At 58.4% G+C, this 13,947-nt stretch carries 13 protein-coding genes; 7 read left to right on the plus strand and 6 right to left on the minus strand.

Features of this window, described 5'->3' with window-relative positions:
- Nucleotides 1-620: 620 nt before the first annotated feature.
- Nucleotides 621-1,400: a peroxide stress protein YaaA gene (yaaA, locus tag C2E19_RS06300; RefSeq protein ID WP_129389439.1), complete on the minus strand. Its 780-nt coding sequence runs from the start codon at nucleotides 1,398-1,400 to the stop codon at nucleotides 621-623.
- A gap of 268 nt (nucleotides 1,401-1,668) precedes the next feature.
- On the opposite strand from yaaA, the gene C2E19_RS06305 reads away from it, so the two are divergent.
- The 6 genes from C2E19_RS06305 (at nucleotide 1,669) to C2E19_RS06335 (ending at nucleotide 6,974) form a co-directional block, all read left to right on the plus strand.
- Nucleotides 1,669-2,793 carry a polysaccharide deacetylase family protein gene (locus tag C2E19_RS06305; protein WP_129389442.1) on the plus strand — a complete coding sequence of 375 codons (1,125 nt, stop codon included), beginning with the start codon at nucleotides 1,669-1,671 and terminating at the stop codon, nucleotides 2,791-2,793.
- Nucleotides 2,794-3,130: 337 nt separating this feature from the next.
- Nucleotides 3,131-4,525 (plus strand): PhoH family protein, encoded by a 1,395-nt coding sequence (locus C2E19_RS06315; protein WP_129389445.1) that lies wholly within the window; start codon nucleotides 3,131-3,133, stop codon nucleotides 4,523-4,525.
- Between the two features lie 236 nt (nucleotides 4,526-4,761).
- Nucleotides 4,762-5,235, plus strand: a complete 474-nt coding sequence (gene moaC / locus C2E19_RS06320; RefSeq protein ID WP_093437022.1) for a cyclic pyranopterin monophosphate synthase MoaC — start codon at nucleotides 4,762-4,764, stop codon at nucleotides 5,233-5,235.
- Nucleotides 5,232-5,474, plus strand: a complete 243-nt coding sequence (locus tag C2E19_RS06325) for a MoaD/ThiS family protein (RefSeq protein WP_129389448.1) — start codon at nucleotides 5,232-5,234, stop codon at nucleotides 5,472-5,474. Before moaC ends, C2E19_RS06325 begins: the two co-directional genes overlap by 4 nt.
- Nucleotides 5,475-5,477: 3 nt before the next feature.
- Nucleotides 5,478-5,930 carry a molybdopterin synthase catalytic subunit MoaE gene (gene moaE / locus C2E19_RS06330; RefSeq protein ID WP_129389451.1) on the plus strand — a complete coding sequence of 151 codons (453 nt, stop codon included), beginning with the start codon at nucleotides 5,478-5,480 and terminating at the stop codon, nucleotides 5,928-5,930.
- A 267-nt stretch (nucleotides 5,931-6,197) separates the two neighbouring features.
- Nucleotides 6,198-6,974 carry an ABC transporter substrate-binding protein gene (locus C2E19_RS06335; protein WP_129389454.1) on the plus strand — a complete coding sequence of 259 codons (777 nt, stop codon included), beginning with the start codon at nucleotides 6,198-6,200 and terminating at the stop codon, nucleotides 6,972-6,974.
- Nucleotides 6,975-7,058: 84 nt separating this feature from the next.
- Here C2E19_RS06335 and C2E19_RS06340 read toward each other — a convergent pair whose 3' ends face one another.
- From C2E19_RS06340 to C2E19_RS06360, 5 genes are all read right to left on the minus strand, one after another.
- Nucleotides 7,059-7,685 (minus strand): transcriptional regulator, encoded by a 627-nt coding sequence (locus C2E19_RS06340; protein WP_129389456.1) that lies wholly within the window; start codon nucleotides 7,683-7,685, stop codon nucleotides 7,059-7,061.
- Nucleotides 7,686-7,778: 93 nt separating this feature from the next.
- Complete coding sequence (locus C2E19_RS06345) at nucleotides 7,779-8,906, minus strand: FAD-binding oxidoreductase (protein ID WP_129389459.1); 1,128 nt, start codon at nucleotides 8,904-8,906, stop codon at nucleotides 7,779-7,781.
- A 170-nt stretch (nucleotides 8,907-9,076) separates the two neighbouring features.
- Nucleotides 9,077-10,021 (minus strand): ornithine cyclodeaminase family protein, encoded by a 945-nt coding sequence (locus C2E19_RS06350; RefSeq protein ID WP_129389462.1) that lies wholly within the window; start codon nucleotides 10,019-10,021, stop codon nucleotides 9,077-9,079.
- A gap of 136 nt (nucleotides 10,022-10,157) precedes the next feature.
- Nucleotides 10,158-11,636: an ATP-dependent RNA helicase RhlB gene (gene rhlB / locus C2E19_RS06355; protein WP_129389465.1), complete on the minus strand. Its 1,479-nt coding sequence runs from the start codon at nucleotides 11,634-11,636 to the stop codon at nucleotides 10,158-10,160.
- 96 nt (nucleotides 11,637-11,732) lie between these two features.
- Complete coding sequence (locus tag C2E19_RS06360) at nucleotides 11,733-12,389, minus strand: alpha/beta hydrolase (protein WP_129389468.1); 657 nt, start codon at nucleotides 12,387-12,389, stop codon at nucleotides 11,733-11,735.
- A gap of 467 nt (nucleotides 12,390-12,856) precedes the next feature.
- On the opposite strand from C2E19_RS06360, the gene C2E19_RS06365 reads away from it, so the two are divergent.
- Nucleotides 12,857-13,888 (plus strand): amino acid ABC transporter substrate-binding protein, encoded by a 1,032-nt coding sequence (locus C2E19_RS06365; protein ID WP_129389481.1) that lies wholly within the window; start codon nucleotides 12,857-12,859, stop codon nucleotides 13,886-13,888.
- Nucleotides 13,889-13,947: the final 59 nt, after the last annotated feature.

Below are 13,947 nucleotides of genomic sequence, written 5' to 3' on the forward strand. Positions count from 1 at the left end.
ATGCAGCAGATCTTCTGTCGGGAAGACTCTCGTGCATTGGTCTTGCGCGCTCGATGTCAGGCGAGAAGCCCGTGGATCAAGCGGTCTGGTGCTCAGGCGAGCACGGTTATAGGGGCGCGGCCATGGCCTTGTAGGGGATATTAATGGTGCCTATCTCCTGTCCTTCGTTGTGTTTTGAGACTAGTTAGTCATCTAGGCAAGTTGCTGTGACAACTTGGTTACATGGCTATCTGCTCTGCGTAAGTTATCTCGTACAAACTCGGCGAGAATCGTTACCGGTGGTATGAGCTACGCATTTGGACATAGTTCCTGTCCACTCATCGTGCAATCTGAAATTTCTTGAAATATTGTTGAAGATGGCACTGGTCTCAATTTGATAGCACTTTCCATTTCGCCCTTTATAGATAGGGAGATAATCGCAGTAGATAGTTTTTTGCCACTACCGTGAAAAAATTTAGGTGCCACTACTGAAAAAAATGATCAGTGTCGAGTGAAACTAAAATTAGAAAGGACAGGGAATATTTTCTGGCGCCATAAAAATGGCGAAATAAGGCGAGGGTTTTTTGACATCGTGCGAGCTGCACGACTCTATATAAAAAGAGTCGTGCATTGAGCATGCTTTATTCGGGGGCGTGGTCACGCAAAAACACCAGATTGTCGGGTTTCGACTGCTCGGCGCTGTAGCGATAACCCTGCACGTCGAACTGCTTGAGCAGGGCTGGATCGTTGATTTTTTCCTGGATCACGAAACGGCTCATCAGGCCGCGAGCCTTTTTCGCGTAGAAGCTGATGATCTTGTACTGGCCGTTCTTCTGATCCTTGAACTCGGTGTTGATGATCCGCGCGTTCAACGCGGTGCGCTTGACCGCCGAGAAGTATTCGTTGGACGCCAGGTTGAGCAACACATCGTCGCCCTGATCGGCCAGCGCTTCGTTCAGCCATTCGCTGATACGCGTGCCCCAGAAGGCATAAAGGTCTTTGCCACGGGCGTTGGCCAGCTTGGTGCCCATTTCCAGGCGATACGGCTGCATCAGGTCGAGCGGGCGCAGCAGGCCGTAGAGGCCGGAGAGCATGCGCAGGTGTTTTTGCGCGTAGTCGAAGTTGGCTTCGCTGAACGATTGCGCGTCGAGACCGGTGTACACGTCGCCCTTGAACGCGAGCAGCGCCTGCTTGGCGTTTTCTGCGGTGAAGGCTGGCGTCCAGCTGCCGAAACGTGCGGCGTTGAGCCCGCCGATCTTGTCCGACACGTGCATCAACTCGCTGATCTGCGCCGGCGTCAGGTCGCGCAATTGCTGGATCAGTTCCTGCGAGTGATCGAGGTATTGCGGCTGGGTGAAGCGCTGGGTCGCCGGCGGTGTTTCGTAATCGAGGGTCTTGGCGGGGGAAATCACCATCAGCATGAAGTCGTCTCCTTTAATCGTGGGGGCGATTCTAGGGGGTTGTCGGTGTTGACTCCAGCTATGAGCGTGATAGGTGATCGGTGGTGTCATGGAACAAGATCGCAGCCTCGCTGGAGCTCGACAGCTCCTACAGGTTGCGGTTGACATGAAATCGCAATGAATTCAATGGAGGCACAGGTAGGAGCTGCCGAAGGCTGCGATCTTTTGATCTTTCTTTTGATCCACCCGCGATATAGTGCCGCGCGGGTTTTGTTATGGAGACGCCCCTTTGCGCATTGTTCTTTTATTCACCGCGTGGCTGTTGAGCTTCGGCGCCGTCGCGGCGCCGGGCGATATTGCGACGCTGGATCGCAGCACCTGGCCGGAACAGCTGACCAGCCCGACCCTGTTCGACGTCGCGTCGCGGGCGGAAATCCTCATGTTCGCCCGGGGCCTGCTTGGCACCGAGTCGATGGACGAAGCGGCATTGGCCCAGCGTCTGGGCCTGCGCACGGTCAATATCGATGCGATCGACAACCTGCGTCAGCGCCTCTGGCAGCGCTTGTTGGCCAACTACAACTACGCCCAGCAAAGCTGCGACCAGGACGCCTCGTTCTGCTTCCTCGTTGAAGACTTGCCGACCCTGCGCGAGCAGGCTGCCAAGTTCGTGGTCAGCGACGACAGCTATTACACCAAGTGGGCCGAACCGAGCCGGATCTTCCATTTGCAGTATCTCGACGAATTGATGCGCAAGGCTGCGCTGTCGCCGCAGACCAGCAACGAATTCGATCGTTTCGGCGACTACGAGCGTAACGGCGACGAGATGCACGACCGGCTGTTTCTGCTGACTTTCGACAGCGCCGCCAACCTGCAACCGGACAACACCGGCTGGTTAAGCGAGTATCTGCGCAAGTCGAATTTGAGCGGCACGTTCTTTGTGCTGGGCAAGGATATTCAGGCGCAGCTGGCCGAACGCTCGGTGAGCAGCCTGCAAACGGGCTTCTCGAAACAGTGCGTCGGCGTGCAGGGCTGGGAGTTCCGCTCCCACAGCCATTGGCAGGACTGGCAGGATTCGGTGCGCCGCAGCGCTGATCTGGTCAGGAACAAATTGCCGGAAAATTACGTGCCGCTGTTCCGCCCACCCGAAGGGCAACGGCGCAATGATGCCCAGGGATTCTTCAACACCCAGGGCCTGCAAGTGGCGCTGTGGGACATCGATGCCCAGGACGGTGCCGGTAAACTCAAGGGCGCGCCGAGTGCACAACGGGTGCTGACACTGATGCTGTTGTGGCGTCACGGGGTGATCAATTTCAACATGAAGCAGGACGCGGTGAAGACGTCGTTACCGTGGCTGATCACGCAAACCGCGCAAAGCGGAATCGGTTGGGAAGACTGTCAGGACGCGTTTCGCTGAGAAACGCTGAAAGCCCGGAAACATTGGGCTTGGGGCGGATTTTTTAAATAATTCGATGCAGGCGGACTTCCGACTTTAGCGGGGTCTGGGCAGTCCGCCAAGGGCTTTTCGTCACTCTGCAAAATAAACTTAAAAAAACCGTCAAAGTACTTTTTTATGTCATCGGTTTTGGAGTATTACGAAGACAGACCGCCGAAACCTGCAACACAGGTGGCGTCTTCCAAGACCCGTTTGTTTGCAGTCACTTGAATCTCCGCAGGTGAGATTTCGGCAGTCACTTCGAGGCGCAGCACCGCCCAGGTATTGCGTCTACTGGCTCTGACAAAGGTGACCGAGTATGGATGATCACGGACGTAGCCCTTCCTCCAACCAGCCAATCCTTTATGTACTCGATACCAACGTATTGATTCACGATCCAAACGCCCTGCTGAATTTCGAAGAACACCACGTCGCGATCCCGATGACCGTGCTTGAAGAGCTGGACAAGCTCAAGAGCGGGCATCACAGCGTGGCCGCAGAATGCCGTCAGGCCATCCGGCTGATCGACAAGACCCTGGGCGACGCTTCCCCGGAAGATGTCGAACTGGGTGTGCCGATCCAGCGCGGCAAGGGCGGTCCGAAGGGCTTGCTGTCAATTCTGATGAGCAAGCAGGCCGAATCGAACCTGATTCTGCCCGAGCACCTGAACGACAACAAAATCATCAACCAGTTGATTGATCTGCACACCCGCGACCCGAAAAAACCGGTAGTGCTGGTGACCAAAGACATCAACATGCGCCTCAAGGCCCGCGCCTGTGGCATCGACGCCGAGGACTACAGCACCGACCAACTGGTCGACGACGTATCGCTGCTGCCCAACGGCTACCACAACATGACCGGCTCCTTCTGGGACCGCGTGAGCAAGGTCGAAACCCGTCAGGACCATGGCCGCACCTGGCACCAGGTGCAACTGATCGACAACCTGCCGGCGGTGCACATCAACGAGTTCATCATTGATGAACAGGGCTTCGTCGGCTGGATCAAAGAGATCGAAGAAAACCGTTTGCTGATTCTCGACCTGCATCAGGAACCGTTGCTGCACCAGGAAGCGTGGGGGCTTAAACCGCGCGATATCTATCAGAGTCTGGCGCTGTATGCGCTGCTGGATCCGGACATCCACCTGGTCAATCTGTCGGGTGCTGCAGGTTCCGGTAAAACCATCCTGGCGCTGGCTGCTGCGATCGAGCAGACCATGGTCAGCAAACGTTATCGGCGCATCATTGCCACGCGTAGCGTGCAGGGCCTGGATCAGGAGATCGGTTTTCTGCCCGGCACCGAAGCGGAAAAAATGGAACCTTGGCTGGGCGCCATCACCGACAACCTCGAAGCCTTGCACATGGATGATGAAAACACCCATGGCAGCGTCGACTACATCCTCAGCAAAGTGCCGTTGCAGTTCAAATCGCTCAACTACATTCGCGGTCGCAGCTTCCAGCAGAGCCTGATCCTCATCGACGAATGCCAGAACCTCACGCCGCACCAGATGAAAACCATCATCACCCGTGCCGGCGCCGGTTCGAAAGTGGTGTGCCTGGGCAACCTCGCACAGATCGACACCCCTTACTTGTCCGCGACCAGCTCCGGGCTGACCTACCTGACCGAACGCTTCAAGGATTTCCCCAACGGTGTGCACATCACCCTGCAAGGGGTGCCTCGCTCGATCCTGGCCGAATACGCCGAAACCCATCTGTAACCCTTCACAACCAAACGGGCGGCCGCAAAGCCGCCCGTTTTTTTCTGGATAAATGCATAACCATTGTGGGAGCGGGCTTGCTCGCGAATGCGCTGTGTCAGCCACCAAATGTGTGCCTGATACACCGCATTCGCGAGCAAGCCCGCTCCCACAGGGATAGTGGTGATTTCATAATCTATGATGCGGAAATTTGACCCGCAGGTTTACAATCCCCGCTCCTGATCAGGAGTAATCCCGTGCTGACTCATCTCGATTCCCAAGGTCGCGCCAACATGGTCGACGTCACCGAAAAAGCCGTGACGTTCCGTGAGGCGACGGCCCAAGCGCTGGTGCGCATGCTCCCCGAAACCCTGCAGATGATCGTCAGCGGCGGCCACCCCAAGGGTGACGTGTTCGCCGTGGCGCGCATTGCCGGCATTCAGGCGGCGAAGAAAACCAGCGATCTGATTCCCCTGTGCCACCCGCTGATGCTCACTGGCGTCAAAGTCGAGCTCAGCGCTGATGGCGACGACACCGTGCGCATCGTTGCCCGCTGCAAACTGTCCGGGCAGACCGGCGTCGAAATGGAAGCGCTGACCGCTGCCAGCGTCGCCGCCCTGACCATCTATGACATGTGCAAAGCCGTCGATCGTGGCATGACCATCGAAAGCGTGCGCCTGCTGGAGAAGGTCGGCGGCAAGAGTGGGCATTTTCAAGCGGAGCAGCCATGAACCTGACCGTGAAGTTTTTTGCCCGTTACCGTGAAGCGCTGGGTATCGATTCGGTAAAGGTTGAAGGCGATTTCGCCACCGTCGACGATGTGCGTGCATTGCTCGCGCAACGTGACGGCGCCGAGGTGCTGAGCGAGCAGAACCTGATGTGTGCGCGCAACGAAGACCTCTGCCAGCTCGACGAGCCAGTGGTCGATGGCGACGAAGTGGCGTTCTTTCCTACCGTGACCGGAGGCTGAGCCATGGCGATTCGTGTGCAGGCCACGCCGTTCGATCCGGGCGCTGAAGTCAACGCGATGCACGCGGCCAATGTCGGCGTCGGTGCGGTGGTGAGTTTTGTCGGTTACGTGCGCGACTTCAACGATGGCCTGGATGTGGCGGGGATGTTCCTCGAACACTATCCGGGCATGACCGAAAGAGCCCTCGGCAAGATCGCCATCGAAGCCGAGCAGCGCTGGCCGCTGTTGAAGCTGGAGGTGTTGCACCGCATCGGCGCGCTCGAGCCGGGCGAGCCGATTGTGTTCGTCGGTGCCGCCAGCGCCCATCGTCAGGCCGCTTTCGATGCCTGCGCATTCGTCATGGATTACCTGAAAACCCGTGCGCCGTTCTGGAAGAAGGAAAACACCAGCGACGGACCGCGTTGGGTTGAGGGGCGGGACAGTGATCATGCAGCTGCGAGTCGCTGGAAGAAGTAAGTCCTGTAGCGCCTTTTAGTCAGCCTTCGCGAGCAAGCCCGCTCCTACATTGGATCTTCATGAACGCAGATATTGTGTTCGCTTCAGATCACCTGTGGGAGCGAGCCTGCTCGCGAAAGCTTCATCTGCAACACCAAAAACCTCTCTCTTTGCCCAATTGACGGGCTATACATATAAGTCCAATATGGATTTATAAGTACAAAAAAGCATCCCCCTCCGTTTCAGCTCTTTCTTGCCAAACCAACAACAACCCGCGAGAGAACGAACATGAAGAAACTCCCCCTCATCACCGGTCTGGCCCTCAGCCTGTTGTCCTGCGCCAGCGTTTTCGCCGCCGAGCAAACCCTGCGCATCGGTATCGAAGCCGCTTATCCACCGTTCGCCTCGAAAACCGACCAAGGTGAAATCGTCGGTTTCGACTACGACATCGGCAATGCCCTGTGCGCGCAGATGAAGGTCAAGTGCGTGTGGGTCGAAGGTGAGTTCGACGGGCTGATTCCTTCGCTGAAAGTGAAGAAGATCGACATGGCGCTTTCATCGATGACCATCAACGAAGACCGTAAGAAGTCGGTGGATTTCACCCACAAGTATTACTTCACTTCGTCGCGCCTGGTGATGAAGGATGGCGCCACGGTCGACGATCAATACGCCAGCCTCAAGGGCAAGAACGTCGGCGTGCAGCGCGCGACCACCACCGATCGTTACGCCACCGAGGTGTTTGAACCGAAGGGCATCAACGTCAAGCGCTACAGCAACAACGAAGAGATCTACATGGATCTGGCGGCGGGTCGGCTCGATGCGATTTTCGCCGACACCATTCCGCTGAATGACTTTCTGTCGATGCCACGCGGCAAGGGTTATGCGTTTGTCGGGCCTGAGTTGAAGGATCCGAAGTACGTGGGCGAGGGCGCGGGGATTGCGGTGCGCAAAGGCAATGGCGAATTGGTCAGCCAGTTGAACGGCGCCATTGATGGCATTCGCGCGAGTGGCGAGTACCAGAAGATTTCCGAGAAGTATTTCAAGTCCGATATCTACGGCGACTGATTGAAAAGATCGCAGCCTGCGGCAGCTCCTACAGGGGAATGCGTTTTCCTGTAGGAGCTGCCGCAGGCTGCGATCTGTTGATCTTCAGCCTTTCAATTCCTTCAGGTGTTTGTATACCGTCGCCCGCCCCATGTTCAGCACATTGGCCACATAGTTCGAAGCACTCTTGCCCTTGAACGCGCCCTCGGCGTGCAGCGCCAGCACCAGCTCACGTTTGTGATCGCGGGTCAGCAGGTTCAGGCTCAACTGACGTTCCCGCAGCCAGGCGTGCAGGAAGGTGTTGATACGTTCCTGCCAGTCATCGCGAAACAGTGAGTCCGGTTGCGGGATCAGTTTGCTCGGCGAGAGGAACAGGTCCAGCGCGGCCTTGGCATTCTCGAACAGCGAAATATTCAGATTGATGCACAGCACCGCCAGCGGCAGACCTTCGGCGTTACGCAGCACGGTGCTCAGGCTGCGAATCTTCTGACCGTCCCAATTGAGCTTTTCGTACGGGCCGATATTACGGTCGCTGACATCCTCGCTGAGCATGTCCTCCAGCGATGAGTCGTCACCGATCTCGCGCTTGGACAGGTTGTTGGCGATGTAGTCGACCTTCTGCGTGCGCAGGTCGTGCAGCACCACTTCGGCGTGCGGAAAGAACAGCGTGGCGATGGCGTCGGCGATGGCGCGGAAGTTATCCAGCGCCGGGTCGAGTTCAGAGGCGGTCATGACAGTGGAGCTCCAGGCAGCGTCAACGCCTCCGTGATCAGGAGGCGTTGCGAGTGTGCCGCAATCCGTTGGGCGCGTCATCCGGATGGACGATCAGGCGAGTCGTGCAGGGGAGAGCATGGCGCTGTCCAGTCCGAACTGCTGCAAGTGCTCGGGCAGTGGTTGACCGCGCACCAGCGCCGCGCTGGCCTGGCCCATCGCCGGCGAGGTCTGAATGCCGTAACCACCTTGCGCGGCGACCCAGAACAGCCCCGGCACCTGCGGATCGAAACCGCTGAGTAAATCACCGTCGGCAACGAAACTACGCAGACCGGCCCAGGTGCGGGTCGGCCGGCGGATGGTCAGCGTGGTCGCTTCTTCGATCTGATAGATGCCCATGGCAATGTCGAGTTCTTCCGGCTGCACGTCGTGGGGTTCGACCGGATCGGCGTTGGCTGGCGAGCCGAGGAACATGCCGGCGTCGGGCTTCATATAGAAGGACTCGTCGAGGCTGACCAGCATCGGCCAGTGATGAATGTCGACGCCCTCGGGGCCGGCGAAAATGAATGCGGCGCGACGTTTCGGTTGCAAGCCCAACGATCTGGCGCCGGCCAGTGCGCCGATCTTGTCGGCCCAGGCGCCGGCAGCGTTGATGATCACGGGGGCGCTGAAGGTCTGGCCGTGGGTTTGTATGTGCCAGAGGCCATCGGCATCACGGCTGAGGCTGAGCACTTCGCAATCGGTGTGGACTTCACCGTTGTTGCGTCGGATGCCGCGCAGGTAGCCCTGATGCAGGGCGTCGGTGTCGATGTCGCTGGCGCTCGGATCGTAGATCGCGCCGTGGACTTTTTCCCGACGCAGGATCGGCAGGCGCGCGCAGGCTTCGTCGGCAGTGAGCAACTGCATCTCAGGGACTGTGGCTTTGGCGCTGAGGTATTGGTTGTTGAGTTCGGCGGGGTCACTGGTGAAATCCACGGTCATTTCACCGCGCGGAGTCAGCAGCGGATGCTCGCAGAAACCGGCCGGTGGATGATCGAAAAACTCACGACTGGCTTGGGTCAGGGCGCGTACTTGCGGTGTGCCGTACGCTGCGGTGAACAACGCGGCGGAGCGTCCGGTGGAGTGATAGGCGGGGTGCGATTCGCGTTCGAGCACGATGACTTTGCCGTGCGGCGACAGCCAGAACCCGGTGGAAGCGCCGGCAATTCCGCCGCCGATGATGATGAAATCTGCCTGGCTCATGAAGATCTCCAAAGCTATCGTGGCTCTCTGGGGATCTGCCATTGGCAACTCCCCAATCAGAATGCGATCCCTGTAGGAGCTGCCGAAGGCTGCGATCTTTTGATCTGGATTTTTAAGATCAAGATCAAAAGATCGCAGCCTTCGGCAGCTCCTACAGGGGATTTGTGGTGTTAGTGGGTTAAGTGGTAAACCGCATTGGCGAGGGCGATGTCTTCCAGGCCCAGGCCGATTGAACGGAAGAACACGTGACGGTCGTAATCCGGGCGCTGGACTTTTTCGCTGAGCAGGTCAGCGAGGTCAGCGACAATCAAATCCTTGCTCCAGCCATGCTGTTCTGTCGCGATCAACATCTCACCCGCCGAACCCGGTGTGGTCAGACGATAGTCGCAGAACACCTGCATGTCGTTGAGGCTCTGCGGCGGTACTTCGTGGGCACGGGGGGCGTTGGTGCTGATCGAGGTGATCAGGGCCGGTTTGTTCAATGCGGCGGGATCGATCACCGGCCCGGCGGACGAGGTGCAGAGCATGATTACGTCGGCCTCGGCGAGGGCGGCTTCGCGGCTGTCGGCGATGTTCAGATCGGCAGCGATGGTTTTCAACCGTGCCTGTGTATCAGCGTCTTCGAGCAGGGACGGCGAATACACACTGATGCTCTGCCAGTCACGCAGCGATTTCACGTAATGAAGATGCGCCTGAGCAACCTTGCCGCTGCCGATGATCGCCAGTCGGCTAGCGTTCGACGGAGCCAAGGCGTCGACCGCCACGGCGGTGGTCGCCGCCGTGCGCGCGATGGTCAGTTCTCCGGCATCACAAAGCAGCAATGGCTGGCCGGTTTTCATCGACATCAACAATGTCCACGCCGTCACCAACGGGCCTTGCTCGCGCACGATGTACGGCGAGGTCTTCACGCCGTAAACGCCGTCTTCAGCCAGCACACCCAGATAATTGATGAAGTCGCCGGCACCCTGTGGAAATTCCACCAGTTGTTGCGCCGGTTGCACGGCTTTCCCGTTGGCGAGGTCGCGAAACAGCTTGCGCAGGATCTGCGGCACGTCGATGCGCGCCAGTAGCTCTCGGGCCTGAAGTGGGTCGATCACGTAGGGTGTACTGGACATGTCAGGCTCCGCAGTCTTGATCTAAACTAATTTGTCCATTATGGACTTTTAGTTATCTCTCGCAAGCGCCTGATGAAATGCCGGACGAAAAAAAAGCGCAGTCCGTTGCCGGCTGCGCTTTTCTTTTAAGCGTCGCTTACTGCGGACGCTTGCGCTCGACTGCGCGCAACAGATGCGTTGGCGGCGTTTCACAGCTGATCTTGCGACCGAGCTTTTCTTCGATGGACGGCAACTGGTAGGAGTCGTCTTCACCGGCGAAGCTGATCGACACGCCGTCAGCACCAGCACGACCGGTACGGCCGATGCGGTGCACGTAGTCGTCCGGCACTTCCGGCAAGGTGAAGTTGATCACGTGGCTGATGCCGTCGATGTGAATGCCGCGACCGGCAACATCGGTGGCGACCAGTACGCGAATCTTGCCTTCGCGGAAGCCTTCGAGGGTCTTGATGCGTTTGTGTTGCGGCACGTCGCCGGACAACTGCGCAGCATTCACGCCATCGCGCACCAGACGCTCTTCGATGCGACGGACTTCGTCCTTGCGGTTGGCGAAGACCATCACCCGCTCCCAGCCATTATCGTTGACCAGGTTGTAGAGCAATTTGTACTTGTCGGCCGCGGCCACGGCGTAGATGTGCTGCTCGACGTTTTCGTTGGCGACGTTGGTGATTTCGATTTCGACGATGGACGGATCGGTCGTCCACTGCTTGGCGAGGTTCATCACGTCTTCGGTGAAGGTCGCGGAGAACAGCAAGGTCTGACGCTCGGACTTCGGCGGGGTCTGGCGAATGATCTGCCGCACTTGCGGGATGAAACCCATGTCGAGCATGCGGTCGGCTTCGTCCAGCACCATCACTTCGACCATGTCCAGGTGCACGTCGCCGCGCTGGTTGAAGTCGAGCAGGCGGCCCGGGGTGGCGACGAGAATGTCGCAATGGCGCGCTTCGAGGTGCTTGAGCTGTTTGTCGAAGTCCATGCCGCCGACAAACGTCATGACGTTGAGGCCGGTGTACTTGGTCAGGTCGGCGGCGTCCTTGGCAATCTGCACCACCAGCTCACGGGTCGGCGCGATGATCAGCGCACGGGGTTCGCCCATGTAGCGTTCTTTCGGCGGCGGCGTTTGCAGCAACTGGGTGATGATCGAGATCAGAAACGCGGCGGTTTTGCCTGTGCCGGTCTGTGCGCGACCGATGGCGTCTTTGCCGGCGAGGGTGAAGCCCAGCACCTGCGCCTGGATCGGCGTGCAATAAGGAAAGCCCAGATCCTGAATGGCGTGCATCAGTTCTGGTGAAAGCTTGAAATCGTGGAAGCGGGTTTTGCCTTCCTGTGGCTCGACGACGAAATCTTCGAGTTTCCACGGAATAACCGGTGCCTTGGGCTTCGGTTCGCGACGCGGTCTGGCCGGTTTCGGCTCTTCGCTGCGCGCAGGCTCGGCGGCGATTGGCGCGGCCGGAGCGGGTTGCGGTTCTTGCTTCGGTGCTGCTACGGCAGCGGGGCGGTCGGCCTGGGGTGCATCGTGGCGATGACCGGGGGCGTGCGACGGCGCACTGGGAACTGGCGCGAGCTGCTCAGCCTCGCTTTTACCGAACATCTTCTTGAGTGCTTCGAGCACGGTCATCTCATCAATTGGTTAAGGAATGTACGCCGGCCAGTGTAATGCAAGAAACGGGCGCGGCGTAGTGGGATGATCAAAGGGCGGGAATTGACCGGCAAATCAGCGCAGGCGTTCGCTCAGCCACACGCCGATATCGCGAATTTCTTCGGGTAACACTTCGTGCTCCATTGGGTATTCCTGCCATGTCACGGTGACACCATGCTTCACCAGATGCTCGTAGGCACTGCGGCCCATCGAGTTCTGCACGACGCCATCGAACTGGCCGTGCAGGCATATCGCAGGAATGCGCTGCTGGCTGGCTGAAAGCTCCAGCTCATCACTGAACGTTGGCGCGTACGTCGACAGCGCCAATACGCCACCCAACGGTCCCTGCCATTTCACAAAAGCGGTGTGCAACACCACCGCGCCACCCTGGGAAAACCCGGCGAGGAAAATCCGCGAGGCGTCTATTCCGCTGGCGCGCTCGTTTTCAATCAATTCAATGATGCGATCGGCGGACGCTTCCAGCTGATCGCGGTCGATCGCTCGCGCCGGGCTCATGGCTTTGATGTCGTACCAGCTCGGCATGGCATATCCGCCATTTATCGTCACCGGAAGGGTCGGCGCCTGCGGCAGCACGAAGCGCGTGCTCAGCAGGCTTTCCTGCAAGGCCTCGGCCACCGGCAGGAAGTCATAGCGGTCGGCGCCGAGGCCGTGCAGCCAGATCACGCAGGCGTCTGCGGGCTTAACAGGCTGAAGAATCAAGGGCTCGGTCATGGCTGCTCCAATTGTGTGCGGACGCTCTCATTGAGTGCGTGGTTTGCGTGCGCGTCCGGTTGATCCGTTAAGAAGATGTCGCAAGGTTACAAGTTTTGCTATTGACCTGTCGCCGAATCGTTTCCGCAAGCGGTGTGGTACGGGCTTTGCTATGAGGGAAATGTACGAAAGATCCTACGTCCGGCGGTAACACTATCAGTGTACGGCTGGCAACGGGATTGCAAAGAATCCGGTGATGGATGTTCGCCAATGGCCGTTACGGGCGCAGCGAACGTGAAAGGGCTACAGCCCGTTCGGCCGATTGGTGAGAAGTGAGTGGTCCATGATGTGGATTTTCTCCTACTAGACTCATAGCGAAGGTCTTACGTCGGTTGACCCAATAAAAAGCCAACTAGGGTCAACACCGCCTCAAAAGGGTGCGACTGGACTCAAGCTCCGACACAACAAGAGCAAAACTGGAGGTTTGAATGAAGATGTTGAAATCCACTCTGGCAATCGTGACTGCAGCAACAGTACTCGGTGTCAGCGGGTTCGCTCAGGCGGGTGCAACCCTGGATGCAGTGCAGAAGAAAGGTTTCGTGCAGTGTGGCGTGAGCGACGGTCTGCCGGGCTTCTCGGTTCCGGACGCTACCGGCAAGATCCTCGGGATCGACGCTGACGTCTGCCGCGCTGTGGCCGCCGCTGTTTTCGGCGACGCGACCAAGGTCAAGTTCAGTCAGTTGAACGCCAAGGAGCGCTTCACCGCGCTGCAATCCGGCGAGATCGACATCCTGTCGCGCAACACCACCATGACCAGCTCCCGCGATGCGGGCATGGGCCTGAAATTCCCGGGCTTCATTACCTACTACGACGGCATCGGCTTCCTGGTTAACAACAAGCTGGGCGTGAAGAGTGCCAAAGAGCTGGACGGTGCAACCATCTGCATCCAGGCCGGTACCACCACCGAGCTGAACGTTTCCGACTACTTCCGTGGCAACGGTCTGAAATACACCCCGATCACTTTCGACACCTCCGATGAAAGCGCCAAGTCGCTGGAATCCGGTCGTTGCGACGTGCTGACCTCCGACAAGTCCCAACTGTTCGCCCAGCGCAGCAAGCTGGCCTCGCCGAAGGACTACGTGGTTCTGCCGGAAACCATTTCCAAGGAACCACTGGGCCCGGTCGTACGTAACGGCGATGACGAGTGGCTGGCCATCATTCGCTGGGTTGGCTACGCCATGCTCAACGCTGAAGAAGCCGGCATCACCTCGAAAAACGTTGAAGCCGAAGCCAAGTCCACCAAGAACCCGGACGTTGCGCGTCTGCTGGGCGGCGACGGTGAATACGGCAAGGACTTGAAACTGCCGAAGGACTGGGTCGTACAGATCGTCAAGCAAGTCGGCAACTACGGTGAAATCTTCGAGAAAAACCTCGGCAAGAGCACTCCGCTGGAAATCGACCGTGGCCTGAACGCCCTGTGGAACAACGGCGGCATTCAGTACGCACCACCAGTGCGCTAATGGTTCTATCGCCCGGCGGGCCAACCGCCGGGTGATGTTCTGTTCCATTTCTTGCGGGG

Origin of the sequence: Pseudomonas sp. DTU12.3 (genome assembly GCF_004124275.1) — a bacterium.
In the GTDB taxonomy this organism is placed as follows: Bacteria; Pseudomonadota; Gammaproteobacteria; order Pseudomonadales; family Pseudomonadaceae; genus Aquipseudomonas; species Aquipseudomonas helmanticensis.

Excerpts from the sequence above, each read along its gene's own strand:
- C2E19_RS06335 (WP_129389454.1), top strand. The coding sequence starts at position 6,198 with ATGAAGAAACTCCCCCTCATCACCGGTCTGGCCCTCAGCCTGTTGTCC.
- C2E19_RS06365 (WP_129389481.1), top strand. The coding sequence starts at position 12,857 with ATGAAGATGTTGAAATCCACTCTGGCAATCGTGACTGCAGCAACAGTA.
- C2E19_RS06345 (WP_129389459.1), bottom strand. The coding sequence starts at position 8,906 with ATGAGCCAGGCAGATTTCATCATCATCGGCGGCGGAATTGCCGGCGCT.
- rhlB (WP_129389465.1), bottom strand. The coding sequence starts at position 11,636 with ATGACCGTGCTCGAAGCACTCAAGAAGATGTTCGGTAAAAGCGAGGCT.
- C2E19_RS06325 (WP_129389448.1), top strand. The coding sequence starts at position 5,232 with ATGAACCTGACCGTGAAGTTTTTTGCCCGTTACCGTGAAGCGCTGGGT.
- C2E19_RS06360 (WP_129389468.1), bottom strand. The coding sequence starts at position 12,389 with ATGACCGAGCCCTTGATTCTTCAGCCTGTTAAGCCCGCAGACGCCTGC.
- C2E19_RS06340 (WP_129389456.1), bottom strand. The coding sequence starts at position 7,685 with ATGACCGCCTCTGAACTCGACCCGGCGCTGGATAACTTCCGCGCCATC.
- moaE (WP_129389451.1), top strand. The coding sequence starts at position 5,478 with ATGGCGATTCGTGTGCAGGCCACGCCGTTCGATCCGGGCGCTGAAGTC.
- C2E19_RS06350 (WP_129389462.1), bottom strand. The coding sequence starts at position 10,021 with ATGTCCAGTACACCCTACGTGATCGACCCACTTCAGGCCCGAGAGCTA.
- yaaA (WP_129389439.1), bottom strand. The coding sequence starts at position 1,400 with ATGCTGATGGTGATTTCCCCCGCCAAGACCCTCGATTACGAAACACCG.
- C2E19_RS06315 (WP_129389445.1), top strand. The coding sequence starts at position 3,131 with ATGGATGATCACGGACGTAGCCCTTCCTCCAACCAGCCAATCCTTTAT.